This is a genomic window from Panacibacter ginsenosidivorans (genome assembly GCF_007971225.1).
GTDB classification, from domain to species: Bacteria; Bacteroidota; Bacteroidia; order Chitinophagales; family Chitinophagaceae; genus Panacibacter; species Panacibacter ginsenosidivorans.
Map to the genome: position 1 here is coordinate 1,394,218 of NZ_CP042435.1, position 22,907 is coordinate 1,417,124.

At 39.0% G+C, this 22,907-nt stretch carries 17 protein-coding genes; all 17 read left to right on the top strand.

Annotated elements, in window-relative coordinates; all coding sequences use genetic code 11:
- Positions 1-369 precede the first annotated feature (369 nt).
- The 17 genes from FRZ67_RS05775 to FRZ67_RS05855 all read left to right on the top strand — a co-directional run bounded on the left by FRZ67_RS05775 (position 370) and on the right by FRZ67_RS05855 (position 22,838).
- A complete protein-coding gene (locus FRZ67_RS05775; protein WP_147188634.1) occupies positions 370-3,234 on the top strand; it encodes a TonB-dependent receptor in 2,865 nt (954 codons plus the stop codon).
- Between the two features lie 327 nt (positions 3,235-3,561).
- A complete protein-coding gene (locus FRZ67_RS05780; RefSeq protein WP_147188635.1) occupies positions 3,562-4,476 on the top strand; it encodes a helix-turn-helix domain-containing protein in 915 nt (304 codons plus the stop codon).
- 349 nt (positions 4,477-4,825) lie between these two features.
- Positions 4,826-7,705 (top strand): TonB-dependent receptor, encoded by a 2,880-nt coding sequence (locus FRZ67_RS05785; protein WP_147188636.1) that lies wholly within the window; start codon positions 4,826-4,828, stop codon positions 7,703-7,705.
- Between the two features lie 332 nt (positions 7,706-8,037).
- A complete protein-coding gene (locus FRZ67_RS05790) occupies positions 8,038-9,252 on the top strand; it encodes an MFS transporter (RefSeq protein WP_158638315.1) in 1,215 nt (404 codons plus the stop codon).
- A 149-nt stretch (positions 9,253-9,401) separates the two neighbouring features.
- Positions 9,402-10,427: a sugar phosphate isomerase/epimerase family protein gene (locus FRZ67_RS05795; protein ID WP_147188638.1), complete on the top strand. Its 1,026-nt coding sequence runs from the start codon at positions 9,402-9,404 to the stop codon at positions 10,425-10,427.
- Positions 10,428-10,567: 140 nt separating this feature from the next.
- Positions 10,568-10,966, top strand: a complete 399-nt coding sequence (locus FRZ67_RS05800; protein ID WP_225975517.1) for a C-glycoside deglycosidase beta subunit domain-containing protein — start codon at positions 10,568-10,570, stop codon at positions 10,964-10,966.
- Positions 10,967-11,000: 34 nt separating this feature from the next.
- On the top strand, positions 11,001-11,399 hold the full coding sequence (locus FRZ67_RS05805; RefSeq protein WP_147188639.1) for a C-glycoside deglycosidase beta subunit domain-containing protein: 399 nt from the start codon (positions 11,001-11,003) through the stop codon (positions 11,397-11,399).
- Positions 11,396-12,415 (top strand): sugar phosphate isomerase/epimerase family protein, encoded by a 1,020-nt coding sequence (locus FRZ67_RS05810; protein WP_147188640.1) that lies wholly within the window; start codon positions 11,396-11,398, stop codon positions 12,413-12,415. Before FRZ67_RS05805 ends, FRZ67_RS05810 begins: the two co-directional genes overlap by 4 nt.
- A 17-nt stretch (positions 12,416-12,432) precedes the next feature.
- The gene (locus FRZ67_RS05815) at positions 12,433-13,371 is read left to right on the top strand and encodes a hydroxypyruvate isomerase family protein (RefSeq protein ID WP_147188641.1); all 939 of its coding nucleotides are present in this window, start codon (positions 12,433-12,435) and stop codon (positions 13,369-13,371) included.
- Positions 13,372-13,567: 196 nt separating this feature from the next.
- Positions 13,568-15,109, top strand: coding sequence for a GMC oxidoreductase (locus FRZ67_RS05820; protein ID WP_147188642.1), 1,542 nt, complete (start codon positions 13,568-13,570; stop codon positions 15,107-15,109).
- Between the two features lie 369 nt (positions 15,110-15,478).
- A complete protein-coding gene (locus tag FRZ67_RS23910; RefSeq protein ID WP_147193084.1) occupies positions 15,479-15,676 on the top strand; it encodes a family 1 glycosylhydrolase in 198 nt (65 codons plus the stop codon).
- A 167-nt stretch (positions 15,677-15,843) separates the two neighbouring features.
- Positions 15,844-16,836 carry a VOC family protein gene (locus FRZ67_RS05830; RefSeq protein ID WP_147188643.1) on the top strand — a complete coding sequence of 331 codons (993 nt, stop codon included), beginning with the start codon at positions 15,844-15,846 and terminating at the stop codon, positions 16,834-16,836.
- A gap of 92 nt (positions 16,837-16,928) precedes the next feature.
- Positions 16,929-18,014 (top strand): alpha/beta hydrolase family protein, encoded by a 1,086-nt coding sequence (locus FRZ67_RS05835; RefSeq protein WP_225975518.1) that lies wholly within the window; start codon positions 16,929-16,931, stop codon positions 18,012-18,014.
- A 98-nt stretch (positions 18,015-18,112) separates the two neighbouring features.
- Positions 18,113-19,447, top strand: a complete 1,335-nt coding sequence (gene hisD / locus FRZ67_RS05840; protein WP_147188645.1) for a histidinol dehydrogenase — start codon at positions 18,113-18,115, stop codon at positions 19,445-19,447.
- Positions 19,444-20,220: an SDR family NAD(P)-dependent oxidoreductase gene (locus FRZ67_RS05845; RefSeq protein WP_225975519.1), complete on the top strand. Its 777-nt coding sequence runs from the start codon at positions 19,444-19,446 to the stop codon at positions 20,218-20,220. The genes hisD and FRZ67_RS05845 overlap by 4 nt, the downstream gene beginning before the upstream one ends.
- A 112-nt stretch (positions 20,221-20,332) precedes the next feature.
- Positions 20,333-21,475 (top strand): FAD-dependent monooxygenase, encoded by a 1,143-nt coding sequence (locus FRZ67_RS05850; RefSeq protein WP_147188646.1) that lies wholly within the window; start codon positions 20,333-20,335, stop codon positions 21,473-21,475.
- 130 nt (positions 21,476-21,605) lie between these two features.
- Positions 21,606-22,838 (top strand): MFS transporter, encoded by a 1,233-nt coding sequence (locus tag FRZ67_RS05855; RefSeq protein ID WP_147188647.1) that lies wholly within the window; start codon positions 21,606-21,608, stop codon positions 22,836-22,838.
- The last annotated feature ends 69 nt before the right edge of the window (positions 22,839-22,907 follow it).

The window sequence follows — 22,907 nt, forward strand, 5'->3', positions numbered from 1 at the left end:
AATAAAGTAATGAGGCGCATGCACAATACAGCAAAGCATTTCCGAAATTTTGAATTAATCATTTTTTCACTTCGCACCAATAAAAGATGCCCATTGATATACTGATGAAAGGATTGCGACGCAACAGACGATGCTATAAAAAAACATAAGCTGGTATCAAAAAAATCTAAACAACTTCCAGTCTTATCCCATCCGAAATCCGACATCTAAAATCCGAAATGGACAAATGGATTGATTTTGCATATCAATTGACTGTTATTGCCACCGTTTAAGCATTGCTGAAAAAATAGTTTTACGAAAGGTTTATAATTCTTTCCTGGAAATAAAAACCTAAGAAACAACAACGATAACCAGCTAAAATTGCTTGCTATGTCAGCTAAACAATTAAGGACAATTGTGTGCCTAACTGTTGTCTTATTACTCCTTTCATTTATTTCATTAAACACATTTGCACAGGGTGGAACTGTTTCAGGAAAAGTAACAGACAAAAAAGGAAATGCATTAGCCAATGCAACTGTAACACTTAAGGGAACAAAGAATTCAACTACTACCAATGAACAGGGCATTTTTTCTTTAACCAATGCTCCTGCAAGTGGCACATTAATTATTTCATATGTGGGGTATGCAAAGGACGAAATAAAATATACTGCAGGTAAAGCAGTGAATATTTCGCTTGAGGAAACTGTTGCAGAAGGCGATGATGTAATTGTAACAGGTGTGTTCGACAAAAGAAAAAAATTAGAATCATCCGTATCAATTTCTACTTTAAGTGCTAAACAAATGGCACAGCTTGCACCTACCAGTGCAGCAGACCTGCTGAGAAATATTCCTGGTATTTATGTAAACAATGCCCGTGGCGAAATTGCGAACACTGTTTATTCAAGAGGTATTTCTGCCAACTCAATTGATAATGCCTCGGGCTATTACTATGTATCTATGCAGGAAGATGGTTTGCCGGTAACCAATGTGAATTACAACACAGATAATTTTTTAAGAGCCGACATTACTACGGGTCGTTTGGAAGCCGTTCGTGGTGGAACCGCTTCCATTTTTGGTGCCAATGCACCTGGTGGAATTTTCAATTATATTTCGCAAACGGGAGGCAGCACTTTTGCAGGTGAAGCCCGTTTAAAATTTGGTTTGGAAGGCGATGGTAAAAATCCTTATTACAGGGCAGACCTAAATTTTGGCGGCCCACTTAGCAAGGATAAAACGTGGACCTATAATATCGGTGGGTTCTATCGTGTATCAAACGGTGCAAGATATCCGGGCTATCCAAGTAATAACGGAGGACAGATAAAAGCAAACATTTTAAAGGCATACAAATCAGGTTCATTAAAACTCTATGTAAAAATATTAGACGATAAAAATGCCCAGTCTGAATTTATACCATCACAGGATTGGAACAATCCTAAAGTAATGCCCGGCTTATCTACAACAGACTCTTATAATTTACCTGCATTCTCTATGCAGATCCCTGTAAACAATACAGGCACTGCCACATTTAATTCAAAAGATAAATACTATGCCCGTGATAAAACATTTGGTATAAGCTGGTCACAAAATTTAGGAAGTGGCTGGACTTTCAGAAACGATGGCAAATATTCAGCTAAACATGTTACAGGTAGTGTGCCCGCTGTAGTTACACCATTCGCTACAGACAATGTTGTTTTTTATGGACTACCCTATTTGTTACAGACAGGTAAGTTTGGTACTTATACGTTTACAGATAAAGTAAACGGGCAAACGCTTGGCACTATGACTGTAGTTCCGGGACCTACAGGAATAAGTTTTATTCCCGGAGAAAATAACAATTTTCCCGGCGCTAATATTCAGCCAAATTCATTATTCTTTCTTCCTTTGTTTTATCAGGATTTTCATATAAAGGAATTTATGGATCAGTTTACTTTCTCTAAAAAGCTAAAGAATATGACATTCAATTTTGGCGGCTTTTATGCAAACTCTAAAATGGAAAGAATAGGCGGACAGGAAGATGATGGTGTTGGTGTTGGTACATTAGAAGATCAACCACACCTTGTAGATATTACATTGCATGGATTATTCGACAACCAGAATTATCAAATAACAGATCCGAATGGTTTTATGGATGTTGGCAGAGGTGGTATCACTACATCTGATGGCACTAAAAGCCAGTTGGCTTTATTCTTAGGTCATAACTGGAACTTAACATCAAAACTAAATTTAGATTGGGGTCTTCGTTATGAAGCAACGCATATTTTTGGATCGAATGTTCCCGTATCAAGAGACCCAAGACAAAATGATCCAACATGGGGTGGACGCGATGGGAACCCGTTGACGGTTTATGACAATGGTGGTGGTATAGCTGGTGCAGCTTTACCTTTTGATGAAACCGTAAATACATTTTCTTTCTCCGCAGCGCTGAACTATAAAATAAGTAACACAATGGCAGTCTATGCCCGTTATTCAAACGGTAACAAAGCGCCTGAACTTAACAACTATTTTTCTGCAACAAGCGATTTCTTAATCAAGAGCATCAATACAACAGCACAAAATATTCAGCAGGTAGAAGCTGCATTGAAAGTGAAGAATGCAAAAACAACTTTGAACATTACACCATTCTATAGCGTGCTTGATAATGTGCCCAACCTGCAGTTTGCTTTCCAGGATTCATTGGGCAACAATTATAATCCACCTACACAATATGCCAAATACAGAACGTATGGTGTAGAGCTGGAAGGCAGCTATGCATTCACCAATAACTTCAGTATAAGTGCACAGGCTACAATTCAAAATTCAAAAGCCGTTGAGTATAAAACATGGATCGCAAGTGGCAAAGCTCCGCAGAATGATGTATTGGTAGATTATTCCGGAAATGAAACAGACAACAATGCTAAGCTGATGTTTGGTATTTCTCCATCTTACACTACAAAGAAATTTTTTGCAGCTATAAATTATTATTATCTCGGTTCACGCCAGGCAAATGTTCCGAATGCTTTTAAACTTCCTGCATTTGGACAGGTTGATCTAAGTCTTGGTTATGATATTTCTAAAAGAGTTTGCCTGCAGGCCAATATCAATAATGTGTTCAACAAATATGGCGTACTCGGTTGGTCTGGTCCCGGTGGTTTCCCCGCAGCATTAAACCGCCAGGGTTTTACGCCTGAGTTTATTGCCGCAAATCCCGATGCTGTTTATGCTACACAGGGTTCAATGCCAAGAGCATATTTTCTTACTGCATCATTTAAGCTTTAATTCTCATGACAGCAAGCACAGTCAACAGCTGGTTTTTAACCGGCTGTTTTTTATTTGAAACAAAATTTTTTTGTACCGGGCAACAGTTTTTTATAGCATCGTCTCTTGCGTCGCACTCTTGTACTTTGAAGAATAATAAGGAGCATTTATAAGTAAAGTGATGTAGATTTAGAGACAAATATATAATCCAGCCGCACAAGAGTACGACGCAACAGTTGATTTGCAAAACGTTTCAGCCGGGCTAAAAAATCCCACTCTAAAAATTATACCTTTATATGTTACTGCTTTTAAAATTTTGAACTAACTATTACGACGAGCAACCGCCATATGAAGAAAGCGCTTATTCCATTGTTCAGGCCGCATGAAGATGAACGGCACCTCAACATAAATGAACATGCTGAGTGGGAGTCTGCTTTTAAAAAACATCACTCACAGCTCTTTCATATTAACCGCATAGAAGATTACCGGCCATTTATGAAACTTGCTGCAGCTCCTTTCCGGCATGTGGTGCACGATTTTTTCTTTCTTACAAACGGCTCATCAAAAAGAAGCAAAGGGCTTGACAATTACGAGTTCAATAAAAACGCTTTCTTTTTTGTTCCGGCAAATCAGATCACTGCACACGAATATATCAGTGAAGATGCAACAGGCTATTTTTGCTATTTCAACCAGGAAATTTTTAATAACAAATTTTCACAGAAAGATTCGCTGAATGAATTTCCATTTCTTACATTTTCCGGTTACCCGCTTGTGCATGTGGAAGATGCTGATGTAGTGGTTGCAATCATCAATATTCTTGAACGGCTATTAAGTGAATATGGGAATAAACATATTTCTTCCAATCTTTTCAGCTCTTATTTACTCGCACTTTTTTTTGAAATAAAAAGATATGCCAAAGCTGATGAGAAAATAAAAGAGGATTCGTCAACACGTATTGCACAGCAATACAAAAATTTACTGATCCGCAATATTTATGAAAAGAACAGAATCGCTGATTATGCTTCCATGCTGAATGTATCTGTTAATCATTTGAACAAATGCGTAAAGACTTCTACTAATAAATCCGCACAGGAACTATTGATAGAAATGATGCTGATGGAAGCGAAAGCATTACTGAAACAAACTGATCTCTCTGTAAATGAAATAGCATGGAAACTGCGCAAAGAAGATCCCAGCGACTTTGCAAAATTTTTTAAATCAAAAACAGGCGTAACGCCTACGGAATACAGGAAGCAAGAGTGATTTCGGATTTCGGATTTATGATTTCGCATTTTGGTTTTTGTATCTGCAACTATTCCCCTTAGATAAAGCTGAATATATAATCAAGTTGTACAAGTGTGCGACGCAACTTAAGACTCATACTTATTCTTGAGCCTGGTTCATAAAAATTCTTCTTACTAAACCATAAAAATAAAAATTGATTGATTTTCCCCATCATTGTCATTTTTCTTCCTACCAAAAGGTATTGTGCTGAAATACTTTTACATCATAAGAAAACCCGTTTTGATTATACCAGTAACAACCGGTTAGCTTATCTATAGCCTTTGCTATTGATTTAAATTAATAAAGGAACAACTTAAATCTGCTTGTCATGTACCAAAAAAAACCAGCAAACTTTTTTGCCAATTGCTTGCGCATTCCACTTACCATTTTTATGCTGCTCATTACGCTGTGTGCGTTTACGCAAACAGGGAGTATCTCCGGGAAAGTAATGGACAGTTCCGGTAATCCATTAACCGGTGCTACCGTTAAAATCAAAGGCACAAAACAAATAACCAAAACAAATGAACAGGGTGTGTTTTCTTTTGAAAATATATCGGTTGCTTCAACAGTGATTGTCTCTTATGTTGGTTATGATGATAAAGAAATAAAGCTTTCCGCTGATCGGAAAGACGTTACTATCACACTTGAACAAAAATCAGCAGAAACGCAGGAAGTTATTGTAACAGGTGTATTTGATAAACGAACTGCTTTGCAATCTTCCATAGCCATCAGTACTTTGAAGAGCACTGATATTGCAAAGCTTGCTCCTAACAGCGCGGCAGACTTATTGAGTTATACACCCGGTGTGTACGTGAATTCCGCCGTTGGGGAGATTAATAACACAGTTTTCTCACGAGGTGTTAATGCAAATCAATTTGCAGTTGCCGGTGGTAACGGTTATTACTATGTATCACTTATGGAAGATGGTCTGCCTGTATCCAACCTTTCATCAGGAAATATTGTATCAGATTATTTTTATAGAGCTGATGCAACATTATCCCGTTTGGAATCCGTAAGAGGTGGCTCTGCATCAATTACAGGAGCAAATGCACCAGGTGGTATTTTTAACTATGTTTCAAAAACAGGTCAAACATCTTCAAATGAACTTACCTATAAGTTCGGGTTGGAAGGTGATGGAAGAAATCCATTTCATCGTCTTGATGCAAACTTTGGCGGCAAATTAGGTAACAACTGGTATTACAATTTTGGTGGGTTTTACAGGAATGCAGAAGGAGCACGTTCTCCTGGTTATGCGTTAAATAAAGGCGGACAAATAAAAGCCAATTTATTAAAAACATTTTCAACTGGCTCTCTCAAAATATTTGCAAAATATCTTAACGATAAAAATGGCTTGCCACAAAATCTTCCTGCAAAGAATTACGATAAACCTCAATTAGTTGCAGGTTTCGGCGCAGCAGATACTTATATGTTACCCGAAGGTGGTTCTGTACAACCCTTGTGGGGACCTGATAAAAGCTATACGTTTGACCCGGCTAACCTAACGCACTCTACAGATGCAATGCTTGGTGCTGAATTAAATCTCAATCTTGGTAAAGGATGGAGCCTGACCAACAGCTTTAAAGTAGACAATAAAAATGTTGAGCAAAATTTGACCATTATGTCGAGCCCTACAGGCTTGGATAATTTCTTCACTTATGCATTGATGGGCATGGTTGGTCCTGGTACTTTTACGTTCAGTGACAGAAATACAAAACAAGCATTGGCAACAGTACAATGTGATTTTGATCCAACAATACCCGGTCCTCCTTTCCGCTATACTATTGTAAACAACAACCTGCCTGCGCAGAGTGTAATGCAAAACGGTGTGTTGTTCAACTTTACCAGTTATAGCAAAAGCAAATTAAATGAAGTGATGGATCAGCTTGTCTTCAACAAGAAAGCAGGTAAACAATCAATTTCTTTTGGAACATTCATTGCATCTTCGCATGTTACAACAGTTCCAAACGGAACAGGTAATACATCAATAAGAGCTATTCAAAACAAACCTATACCACTTGACATTATTTGGGTAAATGGTTTCACCGGACAAACTCAACAAGTAACCAATGCACAAGGTTATGCGCAATTATCAGGTGGCAGATTTTCTTTCAACACTTATGATGCAACTCAAACACAATTATCAGGTTTTGTAGCAGATGGTATCCAGCTGTCACCAAAATTAAATTTGGATCTCGGTGTTCGTTACGATTTGTTTAAAGTTAATGGCAGCAATAATATCGGCAAAGAAAATCCTAACTCAGCAGAAGGTGGTGTTGATGGTGATCCCAATACTTTATACGACAATTATTATTTCGTAAAAGGTACCGATGTTCCATACAACACAACGTTGAATACATTCTCATATTCTGCAGGTATCAATTATCAGATAAACAATGCCAATGCTATTTACGCACGTTTCTCAAACGGACAAAAAGCACCAGACATGCAGTTCTATTTTGATAATTACAATAACACAGCAGCATCACCTGAAACAAAGGCGCAGAATGTAATGCAGATAGAAGCAGGTTATAAATTCAAGTCTTCAAAAATTACCGGTTCAATTATTCCATTCTATAGCAGGCTTAGCAATATTCCTGTTTCATCTATTGGTCAGGATACAACAGGCTTTGCATATTTTACTCCTGTTGTTTTTAATACGATCAGCACATTTGGTGTAGAAGCAGAAGCAAATGTATTCTTCACAAAGAACTTCAGTGTAAGAACAGGTCTTACAGTGCAATCATCAAAAGCTACTACATGGCAAAGCTGGGTAATGGGTGAAAATGGAAAACAGGATGATGCACTTGTAAACAATAATGGCAACACTGCAGAGAATGTTCCTTCACTAATGTTTACTCTTGTGCCTACTTATTCTTTCAAAAAAGGTTATGTGTTTGTTGCGGGAAAATACATGGGCAAAAGATCAGCTAATATGGCAAACACATTTTCGCTGCCTGGTTTTCTTGAAACAAATCTTGGTGCAGGATATAACTTCACAAGCAAGTTCAGCATATCAGCAAACATCAATAATCTATTCAACACGTTTGGTGTAATGAACTGGTCTGCCACTACCGAGAACAGTTTGATCGATGGCTTCTCGCATAACAGTTTTACACCTGAAAGACGTGCAGCAAATCCTAATTCAATTTATTCTGTGCTAGCCATACAACCAAGAGCGTATTTTATTTCGGCAACGTATAAATTTTAGACTCAGCTATTTGAAATGTCAATTGTATAAGTGCTTATATATTTTTTAAGCCGGGCGACATTGCTACTATAAAGCTTTGCTTGCGTAGCACTCTTGTACTTTTAGTTCTTTATGCAACAACAAAGTAATCAGTGGTCAGACGGCTCAAAGCCGTCAGACCACTACGAAAAAAATCGCAGTTGCTGCCAAATGTGCTGAACGATGAACGTAATGCGACGCAACGAAGATGCCATGAAACGATGCAGCTTGTTGCAAAAAAACAATAATGATATATCACCATAACGCAATATCTTAATGCTACACTTTCCATGAATCAAACAGCATCCATCCATATGAACGAAACAATAACTATTCAGCAACCGGTAGCAGTGCAGCGTAAGGCAGGTGCAGCGCAGGCATGGACGTTGATCTTCGCAATGTTCCTGCCCATCATGGCAATCATTGCATTGGCTCCAGCGTTGCCAACATTGATCGGGCACTTTAGCTACATACCAAACTTTGGTGTGTTTGTCCCGATGATATTAACTGCGCCTGCATTGTGTATTGCAATACTGTCACCATTTGCCGGAAGATTAAGTGATTTGTTTGGTCGTCGTCGTTTGTTGTTGATCGCAATGTTTCTTTATGGCTTTGGTGGACTCGTTCCTTTATTTGTTGACAGCTTTGCAGCAGTAATGACAGGAAGAATTTTATTAGGCATTGCAGAAGCATTTATACTTACAATTGGCAATGCATTGCTTGCAGATTATTTTCCTGAAGAAGAAAGACCAAAGTGGCTTTCTATACAAGGTATGGTTGGTCCTTTTCTTGCTGCATTAATCATGTTTGGAAGTGGCTTTCTTGCAGCAAAAGGTTGGCAATATCCTTTCATTGTTTATGCATTGGCGTTCCCGATATTTTTTGCTGCATGGTTTTATATATGGGAACCAATACAAAGAACAGAAGAAAAGATAAAAGTTGATATGAAAACTTTTCCGTGGCGTACTGTGTTGTGGATTGCACTGGTAACACTTATTACTTCAGTTATCTACTATGTTTTTATTATTCATTTTTCATTAGTGCTTACAGCTAATGGAATAAAGGAGGAAGGAAAGATTGGTATGATATCCGCTATCGTAAGCCTGACCGTTCCGCTGGGGGCTTATATCTACAAACGGCTTTCAAACCGATCCATATATTTTCTTTTACTGGTCATCTATGCGCTAATGGGCATTGGTTATATCGGCATCAGTATGATGCATGAGGAAAAATTAATTATGGCAGCAGCGTTCATACAACAAACTGCGGTGGGCATGACGGTATCTGCATTGGTAGCATGGGCGTTGATGAATTTACCCGCTGAACACAGAGGTTTGGGAATGGGAATTTGGGGCGCAAGTTTTTTTATTGGTCAGTTTGTAAATCCGTTGGTGATTGGCTTTATCAATGGGTTTACTGATGGCATTATAGGTACAGTTACTGTTATCGGTGTTATTTGTATTGTACTTGCTGTTGCAGTATGGTTGCCGAAATTTTATGGTCAGAAAAAAACAAAAGCGTTAGTATGATTAGTATAATTTTTTTGATACGAGCTTCTGTTTTTCATGGCATCAACTGTTGCGTCGCAAGCACTTTGTCTGCATAACTTTTGGCAACAAGAAAAAGAAAAATTTTCATAAATATAAAAGGACCCTTCAGGGGTTAGAGGATTTTAATCATGACTGAAAAAAAACACTCCATCAAACGCGGAGTAAGTCTTTACAGTTACCAGGAAGAGTTTTTCCTGAAGAAAATGAGTTTGGAAGATTGTATTGCTGCTGTAGCAAAGACCGGAGCTACAGGTATCGAGATCCTTGGTGAACAAAGCATGTTTGGATTTCCCAAATTGACTGATGCATTTGTTGATCAGTGGTTCGGTTGGATGGACAAATATGGTGTAACACCAGTATGCCACGATTTCATGCTTGATTACACCATGATCAAAGGAAAATATTTTTCTGATGATGAAGCGCTGCAATCGATCATACGTGATCTGAAGTTTGCAAAGCGACTTGGCTTTAAAGTAATGAGAGCAATCGTAAACATTACTCCTGAACTAATGGAAAAAGTTGCTCCTTATGCTGAAGAGTATGATATAAAAATTGGTATTGAAGTGCATAGTCCCTGGCATATCAACAGTGCATGGATGGCAAGACATTGGGAAGTGATGGAAAAGACAGGTTCAAAATATTTAGGCTTTGTTCCTGATATGGGTGCATTTACAAAGCGTTTGGCAAGAGTACAAACAGACCGCATGATAAGAGAAGGCGCTGATCCAAAGATTGTAGAATTCGTTTGTGAGCAACACGAGAAAGGTGTAATGGCTGAATACATTATTGCCCAGGTAGTACAAATGTCTAAGCGCCCTATTGATATAGCGGTAGCGGAGCTTTCAAGACATAACACTTATTACAATCCAATTGCATTATTGCAGCATATTCCGCGCATTGTTCACATCCATGCAAAGTTTTATGAAATGCTTGATGATGGAACAGAGTTTAGCATTCCTTACGAAAAGATCATCCCCATATTAATTGAAGGTGGATATGATGGTTATTTATCCAGTGAATATGAAGGCAACCGCCATATACAGGATGTGTATGAAGTGGACAGTGTTGAACAGGTAAGAAGGCAACAGGAAATGTTTAAAAGATTGCTGGGAGAAATTCCAGTGCCTAAAGTAGCAAATGCATTGAGTGCGTAATTGATGTCATAAGTTTAGCAGTACAAGAGTGCGACGCAACGGATGCTAAATTGGATAACTAAAGTTTGGAAAATAAAATTTAAAACAGATTTCTCTTCGAAACTAAATTCCGAAATCCGAAATCTCAAATCCGAAATTACATGATTCAGATGTTTGAAAAATATATGATCGTTGAAAATGATGCAGAGAACATCATTGAAAACGGAAAGGTAACCGCCTTCAAATTCGGAGCACGACTCCCCTACTATCGTGGAATTGCACTTTCGCTTGTGGAAGATATTGTGATAAAAGTTGATGGTGAAGATGTGCCAAGAGAAACGATAAAATTCAGTGCGCATGGAAACACTTACACACTAAAAGAAATGGAGACTGAAACAGAAGACCGGTGGAATATGGGGGAAGTAGCATATATCACTGTTGAGAAAGAAGGTGGCTTGCCAAAAGGTGAACACAAAGTTTTTATGCTGCTGAATATGCGGATTGCTTATCTGCCATTTCCTTCGATAAGAAAGAGTGAGAAAACAGTAGCGATAGCATAACTAAAATTCGAAATCATAAATCCGAAATTATTACATGGGACCATTAGATAAATTTATTCTCCGCGACGATTCTTTGAGAGCAACCGCAACAGGTTTTGAACTGCAGTTTCATTCGCACTGGTACAGGTCGTTGCCGCTTTCCTGTATGAACTGTAAAGCATCTATTGATGGAGAAGGTATAGATGAAAAAAATATTTACATTGAAGCAAATGGTAATAAATATCCTTTTAATGAAATAGCTACGCAATACAATGAATGGCTCTTCATTACTGATGCAGCAACATTACATGTTAGTCATGAACCATTAGAAAGAGGAAAAGATTATACAGTTGAATTCAAACTTGATCTTTTCATTCCTTATATAATTGTAAGTGCAGAAGGGAAAACGTTATTGGCTTCGAGTACTGTAACAAAAAAATTAAACTGTCAATGAAAAACGGAAATATAAAGCTCAGCACTTCACTATTTTCATTTGCATTGGAATGGAATTCGGGAAAATATTCACTTGAACAAATGATAGCAAAAGTGAAGGAATTAGATTTAGGACCAGGACTTGAGATCATCGGCTTTCAAAGTTTAAAAGGCTTTCCAAATATTCCTGATAGTACAATTGCACAAGTAAAGAGTCTTATTGAAAAATTTGAATTTGAGCCTGCATGTCTTGATGCAAATGTTGATGTTGCCATAAGAAGAGACCGGCATCTCACCGTTGATGAAACGGTAGAGTATTTGAAACCTCAACTTATGGTTGCGGCTAAATTAGGTTTCCCTGTTCTGCGTGTGCAAATGACGGCAAAGCCTGAAGTAATGAGAAAATTAGAACCTCTTGCAGAAAAAGTGAATGTAAAATTGGGTATGGAATTGCATACGCCTTACCTCGTTGATCATCCTTCAGTGATTGCTTTGCGTGAATTGTATGAAGAACTTGATTCTCCTTATCTCGGTTTTATTCCTGACTTCGGCACATCTATGCGTAACATACCTGATGCATTGCTCAATAGTTTTCGTGAAGTAGGTGTAACAAATGAACAGATTGCAGTAACAAAAGAGATCTGGAAAAAAGATATACCAACTCCGGCAAAATTTGGTGAGTTATACGAACGTGCTTCAACACTTGGCGCAACAGCACCACAAATAGGAAGGCTGAACATGGCTTTTAGCATGAATGGAAGGCAACCTGTTGATGCATGGAAAGAGATTATTCCGCAAACAGTGCATTTACATGGAAAGTTTTATGGCTTCGATGAAAATGGTGATGAACCTTCTATTGATTATGCAGCAATACTCAAAGTATTTTATGAAGGTGGTTACAATGGTTACATCTCAAGTGAATATGAAGGCACTGCATTCACCGATGAATTTACAGGCTTTGAAATGGTTCAAAAACATCATGCACTTTGTAAGAAAATATTGAAAGGTCTTGAAGAAAAAAATTATGTAAGTGCTTAAATAAAAAATAACAAACAATGAGTTCGCTAAAATATAAATACAATCTCAACTACGCACCACATATTAACCTGTTTACCAATTCAGCAGGAAAAGATCCGATTGATCAGATCAAGTATATAGCAGATCTGGGTTTTAAAGCTATTGAAGACAGTGGTTTCAATGCGTCGCATATCCCATTTGATACCTCGCCAATGGGTATAGGTATGTTCGGGCAGGAGCCTTCTTACTTGGATAAAATCGGGAAGACTATTGCAGATGCAGGATTGACAATGGGAACCTTTGTGATGACACCACCTGTTTGGCCCCCTGTTGCAATGCTTACATCAGGCAACCTTGAATTCAGAGAAACTTTTTTGAAGAAATGTAAAAAAGGTGTTGAAGTTGCTCGCCGCATCAACGCAAAATTCGTAACAGTCTCTGCCGATGTATACGATCGCAGTTTACCTGTTGAAGTGCAGACCGCAAATGTAATAGATGCTTTGAGATATGCTGCTGATATATTTGAACCTCATGGTATCACAATGGCTTTGGAAACGCTTAGCGATCACCATGAATTATTTTTGCGCACTTCAGAGCAGGCTTATTTGCTTTGTCGCGGTGTTAATCGTACTTCATGCAAAATGCTTTTCGATATGTATCATTTGCAACGCAATATTGGTAACCTGATAGCGCACATCGATATGGTTTGGTCTGAGATCGGTTATTTCCAGGTAGGCGATGTACCGGGCAGAAAGGAACCTGGCACTGGCGAAATCAATTATAAAAATATTTTCAAACACATTTATCACAAGCAAAAAGCAGAAGATAAAAATCTTATTATAGGCATGGAGCATTTCAAATCGAAAGAGGGTATAGAAGGTGAAAACGCTTTGCTAGAAGCATACAAACAATGCGATGATTTTAATACATCCAGTGATATAATAAAAGAGAAAAAGATTTTGAGCCCAGCTGTTTAATAAGCATTGAGCTTTCGTTGCGTCGCACACTTGTACAGTTGAAGAAAAATGAACAGCGAACAATAAAGTGATAACACTTTGCCTATTGCTTCTTTGCCTTGTTGCCTCTTCTTCCGAACGCACAAGTGAGTGACACAACAGGCGATGCTATGAAAAACAAAAGTTGGTAACATAAATTATACAAAAGATATTTCAGATGAAGCAGACAGAAACAGATGTTTTGATTATTGGAAGCGGACCTGTTGGTGCAACCTATGCACGCATGATACACGATGCATTGCCGGGAATAAAAATTACGATGATTGATCTTGGTCCGAAAGTTTCTGATACGCCGGGGCAGCATGTAAAAAATATTTCTAATACGCAGGCACAGGAAAAGGCACAGATATTATCGCAGGGACCAATACAGAAACCATATCCGACGATATCTGTTGGAGAAAGAGCTTTGGCAGTTCAACGCGGCGACCTGCGACCTGAAGTACTTGCACGTGCAGGAACGCATCTCGTAAGCAATGATGCAGAAGATCTGAAAACGAATGAAATGCCTGCTGCATCTTTATCAAGCAATGTTGGTGGCATGGGTATTCACTGGACATGCGCTTGTCCGCGTCCGGGCAATACAGAAAAAATTTCTTTTATACCTGAAGATGAATTGGAGTCTGCGTTTGTTAAAGCTGAGGAACTATTATGTGTTACACAAAATGCTTTTCCGCAGAATGCAGAAAGTGAAAATATTTTGAAAGTTCTTAATGAAGCAATTGGTTCAAAACATTCTCCAAGTCGCCAGGCACAACCAATGCCGCTTGCATGTAAGACAGATGAAAAAGGTAATCGTTATTGGGTAGGCTCTGATGTTATTTTAGGCGACATTATTGATGATGTAGATTTTGAATTACGTTCAGAAACAATTTGCAGACGATTGGTCTATAACAACGGAACAATTACACACGCAGAAATTGAACATTTGCCAACAGCAACAAAAGAAATGATGGCAGCAAAAATTGTTATCACTGCATGCGATGCATTGCGCACACCGCAACTGCTTTGGCATTCAGGCATTCGACCCAAAGCATTAGGACATTACTTAAATGAACATCCATTTATTTTTACGTTCGTTGAATTAAATCCGCAATCCGAAATCAAAAATCCGAAATCAGCTGATCCTACAGTTGGTGTTTTCTGGGTTCCGTTTGATGCACCGAATCATCCTTTTCATGGACAGATCATGCACATAGATCTTTCACCAATGAAGACAACTGTTGCAGAGCCTGCAAAACAAATTGTTGGTATGGGTTGGGGTTGCATAAAGCAATTAAGTTTTGATGATCAGATCATTTTTTCTGAGACAGAGAAAGATCATTACGGTATGCCGAAGATGAGTTTTCAATACAAGTTTTCTGAAGAAGATCTTACAGCAATTGAAGCAGCAAAAAAATTTCAATCTAAAGTAGCTGCGTTGTTTGGCAAAGAGATCGAAGATGGTCAGCAAACATTGATGCCTCCTGGTTCATCGCTTCACTACGAAGGCACAACACGCATGGGTGTAAAAGATGATGGCACTTCTGTTTGCGATACTTATTCAAAAGTATGGGGCTACGATAATTTATTTGTTGGTGGCAACGGTGTTATTCCAACTGCAACTACAAGTAATCCTACACTCACCAGTGTGGCGCTGGCGGTGAGAAGCGCGGAGAAAATAGTTAAGCAGTTTAAAACAGTGGAATATGAAACTGTCTGAGAAACTTTTTGATACCAGCGACAGGTTTTAATGGCATCATCTCTTGCGTCGCACTCTTGTACTTTGAGGAATGTTGTGCGGCTTTACGGAAGCGGGTATAAGTAGTTGCCTGAATAATGTCTCCACTCATAGCTCTGCATGTAAGAATACAACGAAGGTCGTTGTTATTTACCTTCTTCACTTTAGTAAAGCTTAATATATAATCCAACCGCACAAGAGTGCGACGCAACAAAAGCCTCATTCCTGTTCCACAGCCCGGCTCACCATAAAAACACAAAACAAAACAGAGATTGATTCTGCATATTAATTGCCTTATTTTGCCAATACCTTCTCTGTTAGTTTAAGCACTTTTACAAAGCCATTTAAAAAATAAGCGAATTACAGGCGCAGCATGATGGCGCCAATTTAAAAGGCTATACTGTTTGGAGTGGCTGGGACAATTTTGAATGGGTATTCGGTTATACAAAACGCTTTGGGATTATTCATGTTGATTTCAACACGCAGCAGCGCATACCAAAGCAGAGTTATTATACCTATCAATCTATTTTAAAAGAACAGCGAAAATAAATTTATGAACCGGGCAATTGAATAAGCATCAAGCTTTCGTTGCGTCGCACTCTTGTACGCTTTGTTCAATAATGAACTGAACGCTGAAGTGAGTGACACAACAGCCGATGCTATGAAAAACAAAAGCCGGTAACAAAAAATAAATAACAATATTCAAATAAATAACGATGGCAAGAAATCCGCATTACTTTTCTCAACTGGCGCATATAGAAATTTACGCTACAAAGATTGAAGAATCAATCAAATTTTTTACAGATATAGTTGGACTTGATGAAACAGGTCGCGATGAAAACTCTGTTTACTTCCGTGCGTGGGGAGATTATTTTCATCACACACTAAAAATTACAAAGAGTGATAAACAAGGGCTGGGGCATATCGGCTGGCGAGCAGATAGCCCGGAAGCATTGGAAGATGTAGTAGCATATTTGGAAAGCATTGGTGCTGGCATCGGCTGGGATGATGGTGATATGGGGCATGGCAAAGCATATCGTTTTAAATCTCCTGAAGGTCATGTGCATGAAGTGTTTTGGGATGTGGTGTGGTTAAGAGAAAGTGGTGACAAAAAAAGTATTTATGCAGACCGTTATGCAAGCAACAGGCATAGAGCTGTTAATCCACGCCGCTTTGATCATATCACTTATATGGTTGCAAAATTTAAATATGCAGAAGAAAAAAAATTCTGGCAAGGGCTTGGTTTAAGAAACCCTGATGAAGTAAGAATTGATGATAACATACCTGCTATTGGCGGACTATGGACAACAGGAAATCTTTCGCATGACATTGCCATCTTTACTGATCCCAATATAGAACCAAACGAAGCAGTACTCAATCATATCTGTTTCAATTTTGATAGTCGCGAAGAAGTATTGCTTGCATTGGATTACTTCACAGAGAAAGGTTTTAGAAGTGTGATGGGCGCACCAACACGTCATAAAGCAGATGAAGGATTTTTCTTTTACATCATCGATCCTGGCAGCGGTTACCTGTTTGAATTTTATGCATGTGCAAGATTAATTTTTGCACCGGATCATGGTCCTGATATTCATTACTTAAAAGATAATCCCAATGATGCATGGGGCAATGCTAATCCATTTGCAGAAATGGGTAAAGGAAAGAAATTAGGATTGACTGATGGCGTGGTAAAGCCACAAGATGTTTAAAACAAAAATCAATAGCAAATCTGTAATCATAAATACTCCCCTTTAGGGGATGGGGGCAACTCATCATGTGGCATTATTTTCCAAATCAGTACATGCCTTCTTACCAGGTAAACCGTGCATTAACGCAGGCGCATTATGGCGGCGGCGAGTTTGCAGAGATACTGGAAGTGGCAGGTGAAATAGATCCTGCCGATAGAGAAAATTTTAATAAGGCTTGGGTTAAAATGGGCGATAAGGTTTATGAAAAAGCAGAAAACTATGCAAAAGCAGGTCAACATATTTCTGCACGCAGAACATATCTGCGTGCATTCAATTACTTGCGTACTGCTGAATTTTTTATGACACTTCATGACGACAGAAAGATTCCTTATTATCTCAAATGCCGCGATGCGTTTATCAAAGCGATTCATCTATTTGATGAGAAGCCACTTCAAATCGAAATTCCATTTGAAGGTTCGCAATTACCTGCTTATTTATTCAAACCAACAGGAGTAAAAAATCCACCGGTGATGGTGATGTTTGGTGGCTTGGATAGCCTGGCGGAAGAATTGTATTTTGGAATAGCACAGCATCTCAACGAAAGAGGAATTGCCATGATGGCTGTTGATGGTCCGGGGCAGGGAGCAGCGTTGAGATTAAATCATATTCATACACGCTACGATTACAATGTTCCGGGAACTGCTGTTTACGATTACATCATCGCAAATCTTGCAGATCATGTTGATACGTCACGCATTGGTATCGGTGCAGTTTCAATGGGTGGATATATGGCGGCGCGTTGTGCGGCTTTCGAACATCGTTTCAAGGTCTGCATGATTTTCGGTGCTGTCTGGTCGTACTATGATATCTGGAAAAATCGTCCTGACAATCATCCTCTCGCAGAGATCGTGCAGCATATTGTTGGTGCTGATAATATGACCGATGCACGTGAAAGACTCAAAAAATTTACGTTAGAAGGTGTGGCAGAAAAAATTCAATGCCCAACCTATATTCTGCACGGTGAAGACGATCGGCAGAATTTTGTAGAGAATGCTTATAAAGTAAATGATGCCCTCACCTGCGAACATGTTATGGAAATAGTTCCGAAAGATGAAAGTGGTTCAGCACACTGTTCGGTAGATGATTTCACCAAGTCGTTTAATATGTATGATTGGATTGAAAAGAAGATAAAGCAATAATTTTTTTATGAACCAACCTGTAGTGCTACTATTTAACATCGTTGCGTCGCACTCTTGTACGTTTAGCGCTTTATCGAGCAAATAAAAAAACTAATAAAATGAAACACGTTATAAAAAAAGGAATCACTTATGCAGAAAGCAAAGATGCTGATGCAAAAGTGCGTGCTATTGTGGAAGGTATGTTGAATGATATTACTGAACGTGGAGATGCTGCTGTTCGTGAACTATCAGCACGTCTAGATAAATGGTCGCCTGAAAGTTTTCGCTTATCAGATGAACAAATAGAAAACATTGTAGCAGACCTGCCCCAACAGATAATAGATGATATAAAATTTGCGCAAACACAAATAAGAAATTTTGCGCAACATCAGAAAGATGCCTTGAAAGATATTGAAGTAGAAACATTGCCTGGTGTATTTCTCGGTCATAAAAATATCCCGGTAAACAGCGTTGGTTGTTATGTTCCCGGAGGACGTTACCCAATGGTGGCATCTGCACACATGAGTGTACTCACTGCAAAAGTTGCAGGAGTAAAAAGAGTGATCGCATGTACGCCCCCGATCAATGGCGAAATACCTGCAGCAACAGTTGCTGCAATGTATATGGCAGGTGCCGATGAAATTTATTTATTAGGCGGTGTACAGGCTGTGGCAATGATGGCATTGGGTACAGAAACTGTTACACCTGTTGATATGATCGTTGGTCCCGGTAATGCTTATGTAGCAGAAGCAAAAAGACAACTCTATGGAAAAGTTGGCATTGATCTTTTTGCCGGTCCAACAGAAACATTGGTGATTGCTGATGATACTTCTGATTCAGAAACATGTGCAACAGATTTATTAGGGCAAGCAGAACATGGACCTACTTCTCCGGCAATTTTATTAACCACAAGTAAAAAGATCGCTGATGAAATTGAAGCAGAAATTCAAAGCCAGTTAAAGACGTTGCCAACGGCAGATGTAGCAAGTGTTTCATGGGAAAATTATGGACAGGTAATATTGGTAGATACTGAAGATGAATTGATGGAAGAAGCAGACCGTATAGCCAGTGAGCATGTACAGGTGATGACAAAAAACCCAAGAACATTTTTAGATAAAATGACCAACTATGGTGGACTGTTCCTTGGACAAAGAACCAATGTTGCTTTTGGTGATAAAGTAATTGGTACCAATCATACATTGCCCACAAAAGAAGCGGCAAGATACACGGGTGGTTTATGGGTGGGCAAGTTTTTAAAGACATGCACTTACCAGGAAATCAGAACCGATGAAGCCAGTGCAATGATCGGTGAATACTGCTCAAGGCTGTGTGCGATAGAAAATTTCGCTGGTCACCAGGCGCAGGCAGATCTTAGAGTAAAACGTTATGGAAGCCCCCATCCCCTAAAGGGGAGTGAAACAGTTACTGAAAATTTTCTTGCAGAGAAAGAATGATGGAAAATAATAAACGACATACAAGCCCCCCATTAGGGGATGGGGAAATAGCATTAGTAACAGGCGGTGCTGGTGGCATTGGTTCTGCTATCTGTAAAAGGTTAGCAGAAGCTGGCGCATCTGTTATTATTACTTATTACAGCAATGAGGAGAAGGCAAAGAAATTACAAGAAGAATTAGCAGGAAATAATCATTCTGTTTTTCATACACCTGTAAATGATAGTGAACGTGTAAAACAACTCTCATTATTCATCGAAGAAAAATATGGAAGACTTGATTTACTTGTGAACAATGCAGGCATTACAACGCCTGTTGCTCATGATGATTTAGAGAGTTTAACGGACGAATGGATAGATAAAATCTTTACAACAAACTTTCGTGGTGCATTCGCCACGATAAGAGCATGTAAAAAATTATTATTAAAAAGTAATGATGCATTAGTAATAAATATTTCATCTGTTGCAGCTGTATCAGGCATTGGAAGCAATGTGGCTTATTGCGCAAGCAAAGCGGCGATGGATAGCATGACCCGTTCATTGGCAAGAGCATTGGCGCCAAAGATTCGTGTGGTGTCTGTATCTCCCGGTTGGGTGATGGGTGAATATGCAAAAACTGTTGATCCTGATTTTCTACAAAAGCAATTGGATGCAACACCACTTAGCCGTTTTGCAACGCCTGAAGATGTTGCTGCTGCAGTATATGCGTTAACAACATCGTTGAAGTTTACAACAGGAAGTATTATTCCTGTAGACGGTGGAAGGTTATTAAAATAAAAAATCACTTCGATAAAAGCTGAACAAAGAACAGAACGATAAAGTGCTTGCGACGCAACAGGCGATGCCATAAAAACAAAAAGTCTGTATCAAAAAAATAATTGCTTGTTATATGAATAATAAAATTAAAAAAGTATTAATCGTTGGTGGAGGTATAGGCGGTTTATCCGCCGGCATTGGCTTGTGTAAAGCAGGTGTGCATGTAAAAATTGCTGAACTGCAATCGCAATTTAATGTATATGGTGTTGGTATTATTCAGCAGGCGAATGCATTGAGAGCATTGGATGCATTGGGTGTTGCTGATGAAGCGATGCAACATGGCTCTCCTTATGCGGCGGTAAAAATGTGTACACCTCTCGGGCATGTTATTGGAGAAGCAGGTACACCGCCTATTGGCAGGTTTCCATCGCACAATGGAATCTCCAGGAAAATACTGCACGATATTTTACTGAAAGCCACAACAGCAGCAGGCGCTGAATTTAAGATGGGAACGACCGTTGATACTTTGAATAATCAACCTGATAAAGTGGACGTGACTTTTACAGATGGAAGCTCCGGCACTTATGATCTGCTGATTGCTGCAGATGGCATTAATTCCAGGATAAGAACAATGGAGTTTGGAGAATATAAATCAAACTATGTTGGCTTATCTGTGTGGCGTTATTCATTTAAGCGTCTGGCTGATCTTGATACCGGTTATATTTATTTTGGCAAGAATAGTAAGATCGGTATAATACCGATGACTGCAAATACTTGTTATATGTTCATTGTAAGTGCAGAAGGCGCAGATAATCCTTTTATTCCCGCGCATGAATTAATTCCAAAGTTTAAAGGATATATGCAGGAATTTCCTGTAGCGATGATACAACAATTGATTGAGCAGGTAACAAATCCAAAAGAAGTAAATTATCGTCCGCTCGAAACATTACAGCTGCTTGCGCCGTGGTATAAGAATCGGGTAGTAGTTATTGGTGATGCTGCGCATGCAACCATTCCGCAATTAGGCTCAGGTGCGGCTTTGGCAATTGAAGATGCAGTAGTTTTAAGCGAATTGATCCAATCAAATACTGATGTTCCACAAATGCTTGAAGCATTTATGCAGCGCCGTTATCAGCGTTGCCAGATGGTAGTAGATGCCTCTGAAACATTAGGCAAATGGGAGCTTATGATGTTTGAAGGAAAGTCATTGCCGGAAGGCGCTAACGTTGGGGCATTGATGGGCAGAACTTGTGGCGCATTAACAGCACCGATTTGATTTCGGATATGCGATTTCGGATTTCGGATTTTACAAACAGTAACCATTTTCAATTTTGGATGAACTTCCGAAATCTAAAATCCGACATCCGAAATAAACGAAATTTTTATACTCTAACAATCTAACAACGATGCCAGCAAAAAAAATCTTCCCTTACGAAAACAAAATGCTCATACTGTTGACCTTTACATTTGGCTTTGTATTGTTCGACAGGATGGCATTGAACTTTCTCGTTCCCTTCTTTGACAAAGAACTTGGATTAAACAATACACAAATTGGGTTGCTTGCTTCACTGCTTGCATTGGCTTGGGCAATTTCCGGTTACGCAATAGGCACATTGTCTGATAAAACTGGCAAACGAAAACAATACCTCATTATATCAGTTGCTATCTTTTCTGCGTGCTCATTCATCTCTGGTCTTGCAGCATCATTTGCATTTTTATTAGTGGCACGTATCATCATGGGTTTTTCAGAAGGACCAGTATTGCCGCTTGCACATTCTATTATGGTAAGCGCATCAGCAGAAAAACGCAGAGGTTTCAACATGGGTTTTATGCAAAGCTTTGGCAGCAATCTGTTAGGCACTATGCTTGCACCCGTTATACTTGTTGCACTTGCAACAAATTATGGCTGGCGTAATGCATTTTTTATTGCAGGTGTTCCCGGACTAATACTTGCAACGCTTGGTTTCTTCATGATAAAGGAAATACCTGTTTTTGTAAAAGAAAAAAAACAAAAAGCAAATGTTGCTGATCTTTTCAAATACCGCAACGTGTGGGTTGCCATTATTCTCAGTGGTTGCATGATGACGTGGATGTTTGCACAGATAACTTTCATGCCAAAATTTTTAATAGCCATAAAACACTTTTCAGAAGAAGATATGGGCAAAACAATGGCTGCTTACGGACTTGGTTCGATCATCTGGGGCGCAGTGGTACCGGCGCTTTCAGACAAGCTCGGCAGAAAACCTGTTGTAATATTTTTCTTTTTGATGAGCATGATCATGCCGTTGTCTGTTGTTTATGCAGGTGATACTTTCAGCGCTGTTGCGCCACTTGTTATTCTTGGCGCAACAACAATGGGTTGCTTTCCAATCGTACTCGCAACCATTCCTTCGGAAACAGTGCCACGTCAATTCCTTGCACAAACATTGGGAATGATCATGGGAATCGGTGAATTGATTGGTGGTTTTGCTGCACCTGCAATTGCAGGATGGTCAGCAGACAAATTTGGTTTGCAGGCACCGTTTCTTATTGCGGCTGGCGCCGTATTGTTAGCTGGCTTTATCGGTTTTTTATTGATTGAAACTGGACCTGTGAAATTAAGGAACAAAGGAGCTTTGGCTACTATTCAAACTGTATAAGTGCTTATATATTTTATGAACCTAGCAATTGAATCACAGATAAAACTTTTGTTGCGTCGCACAATTGTA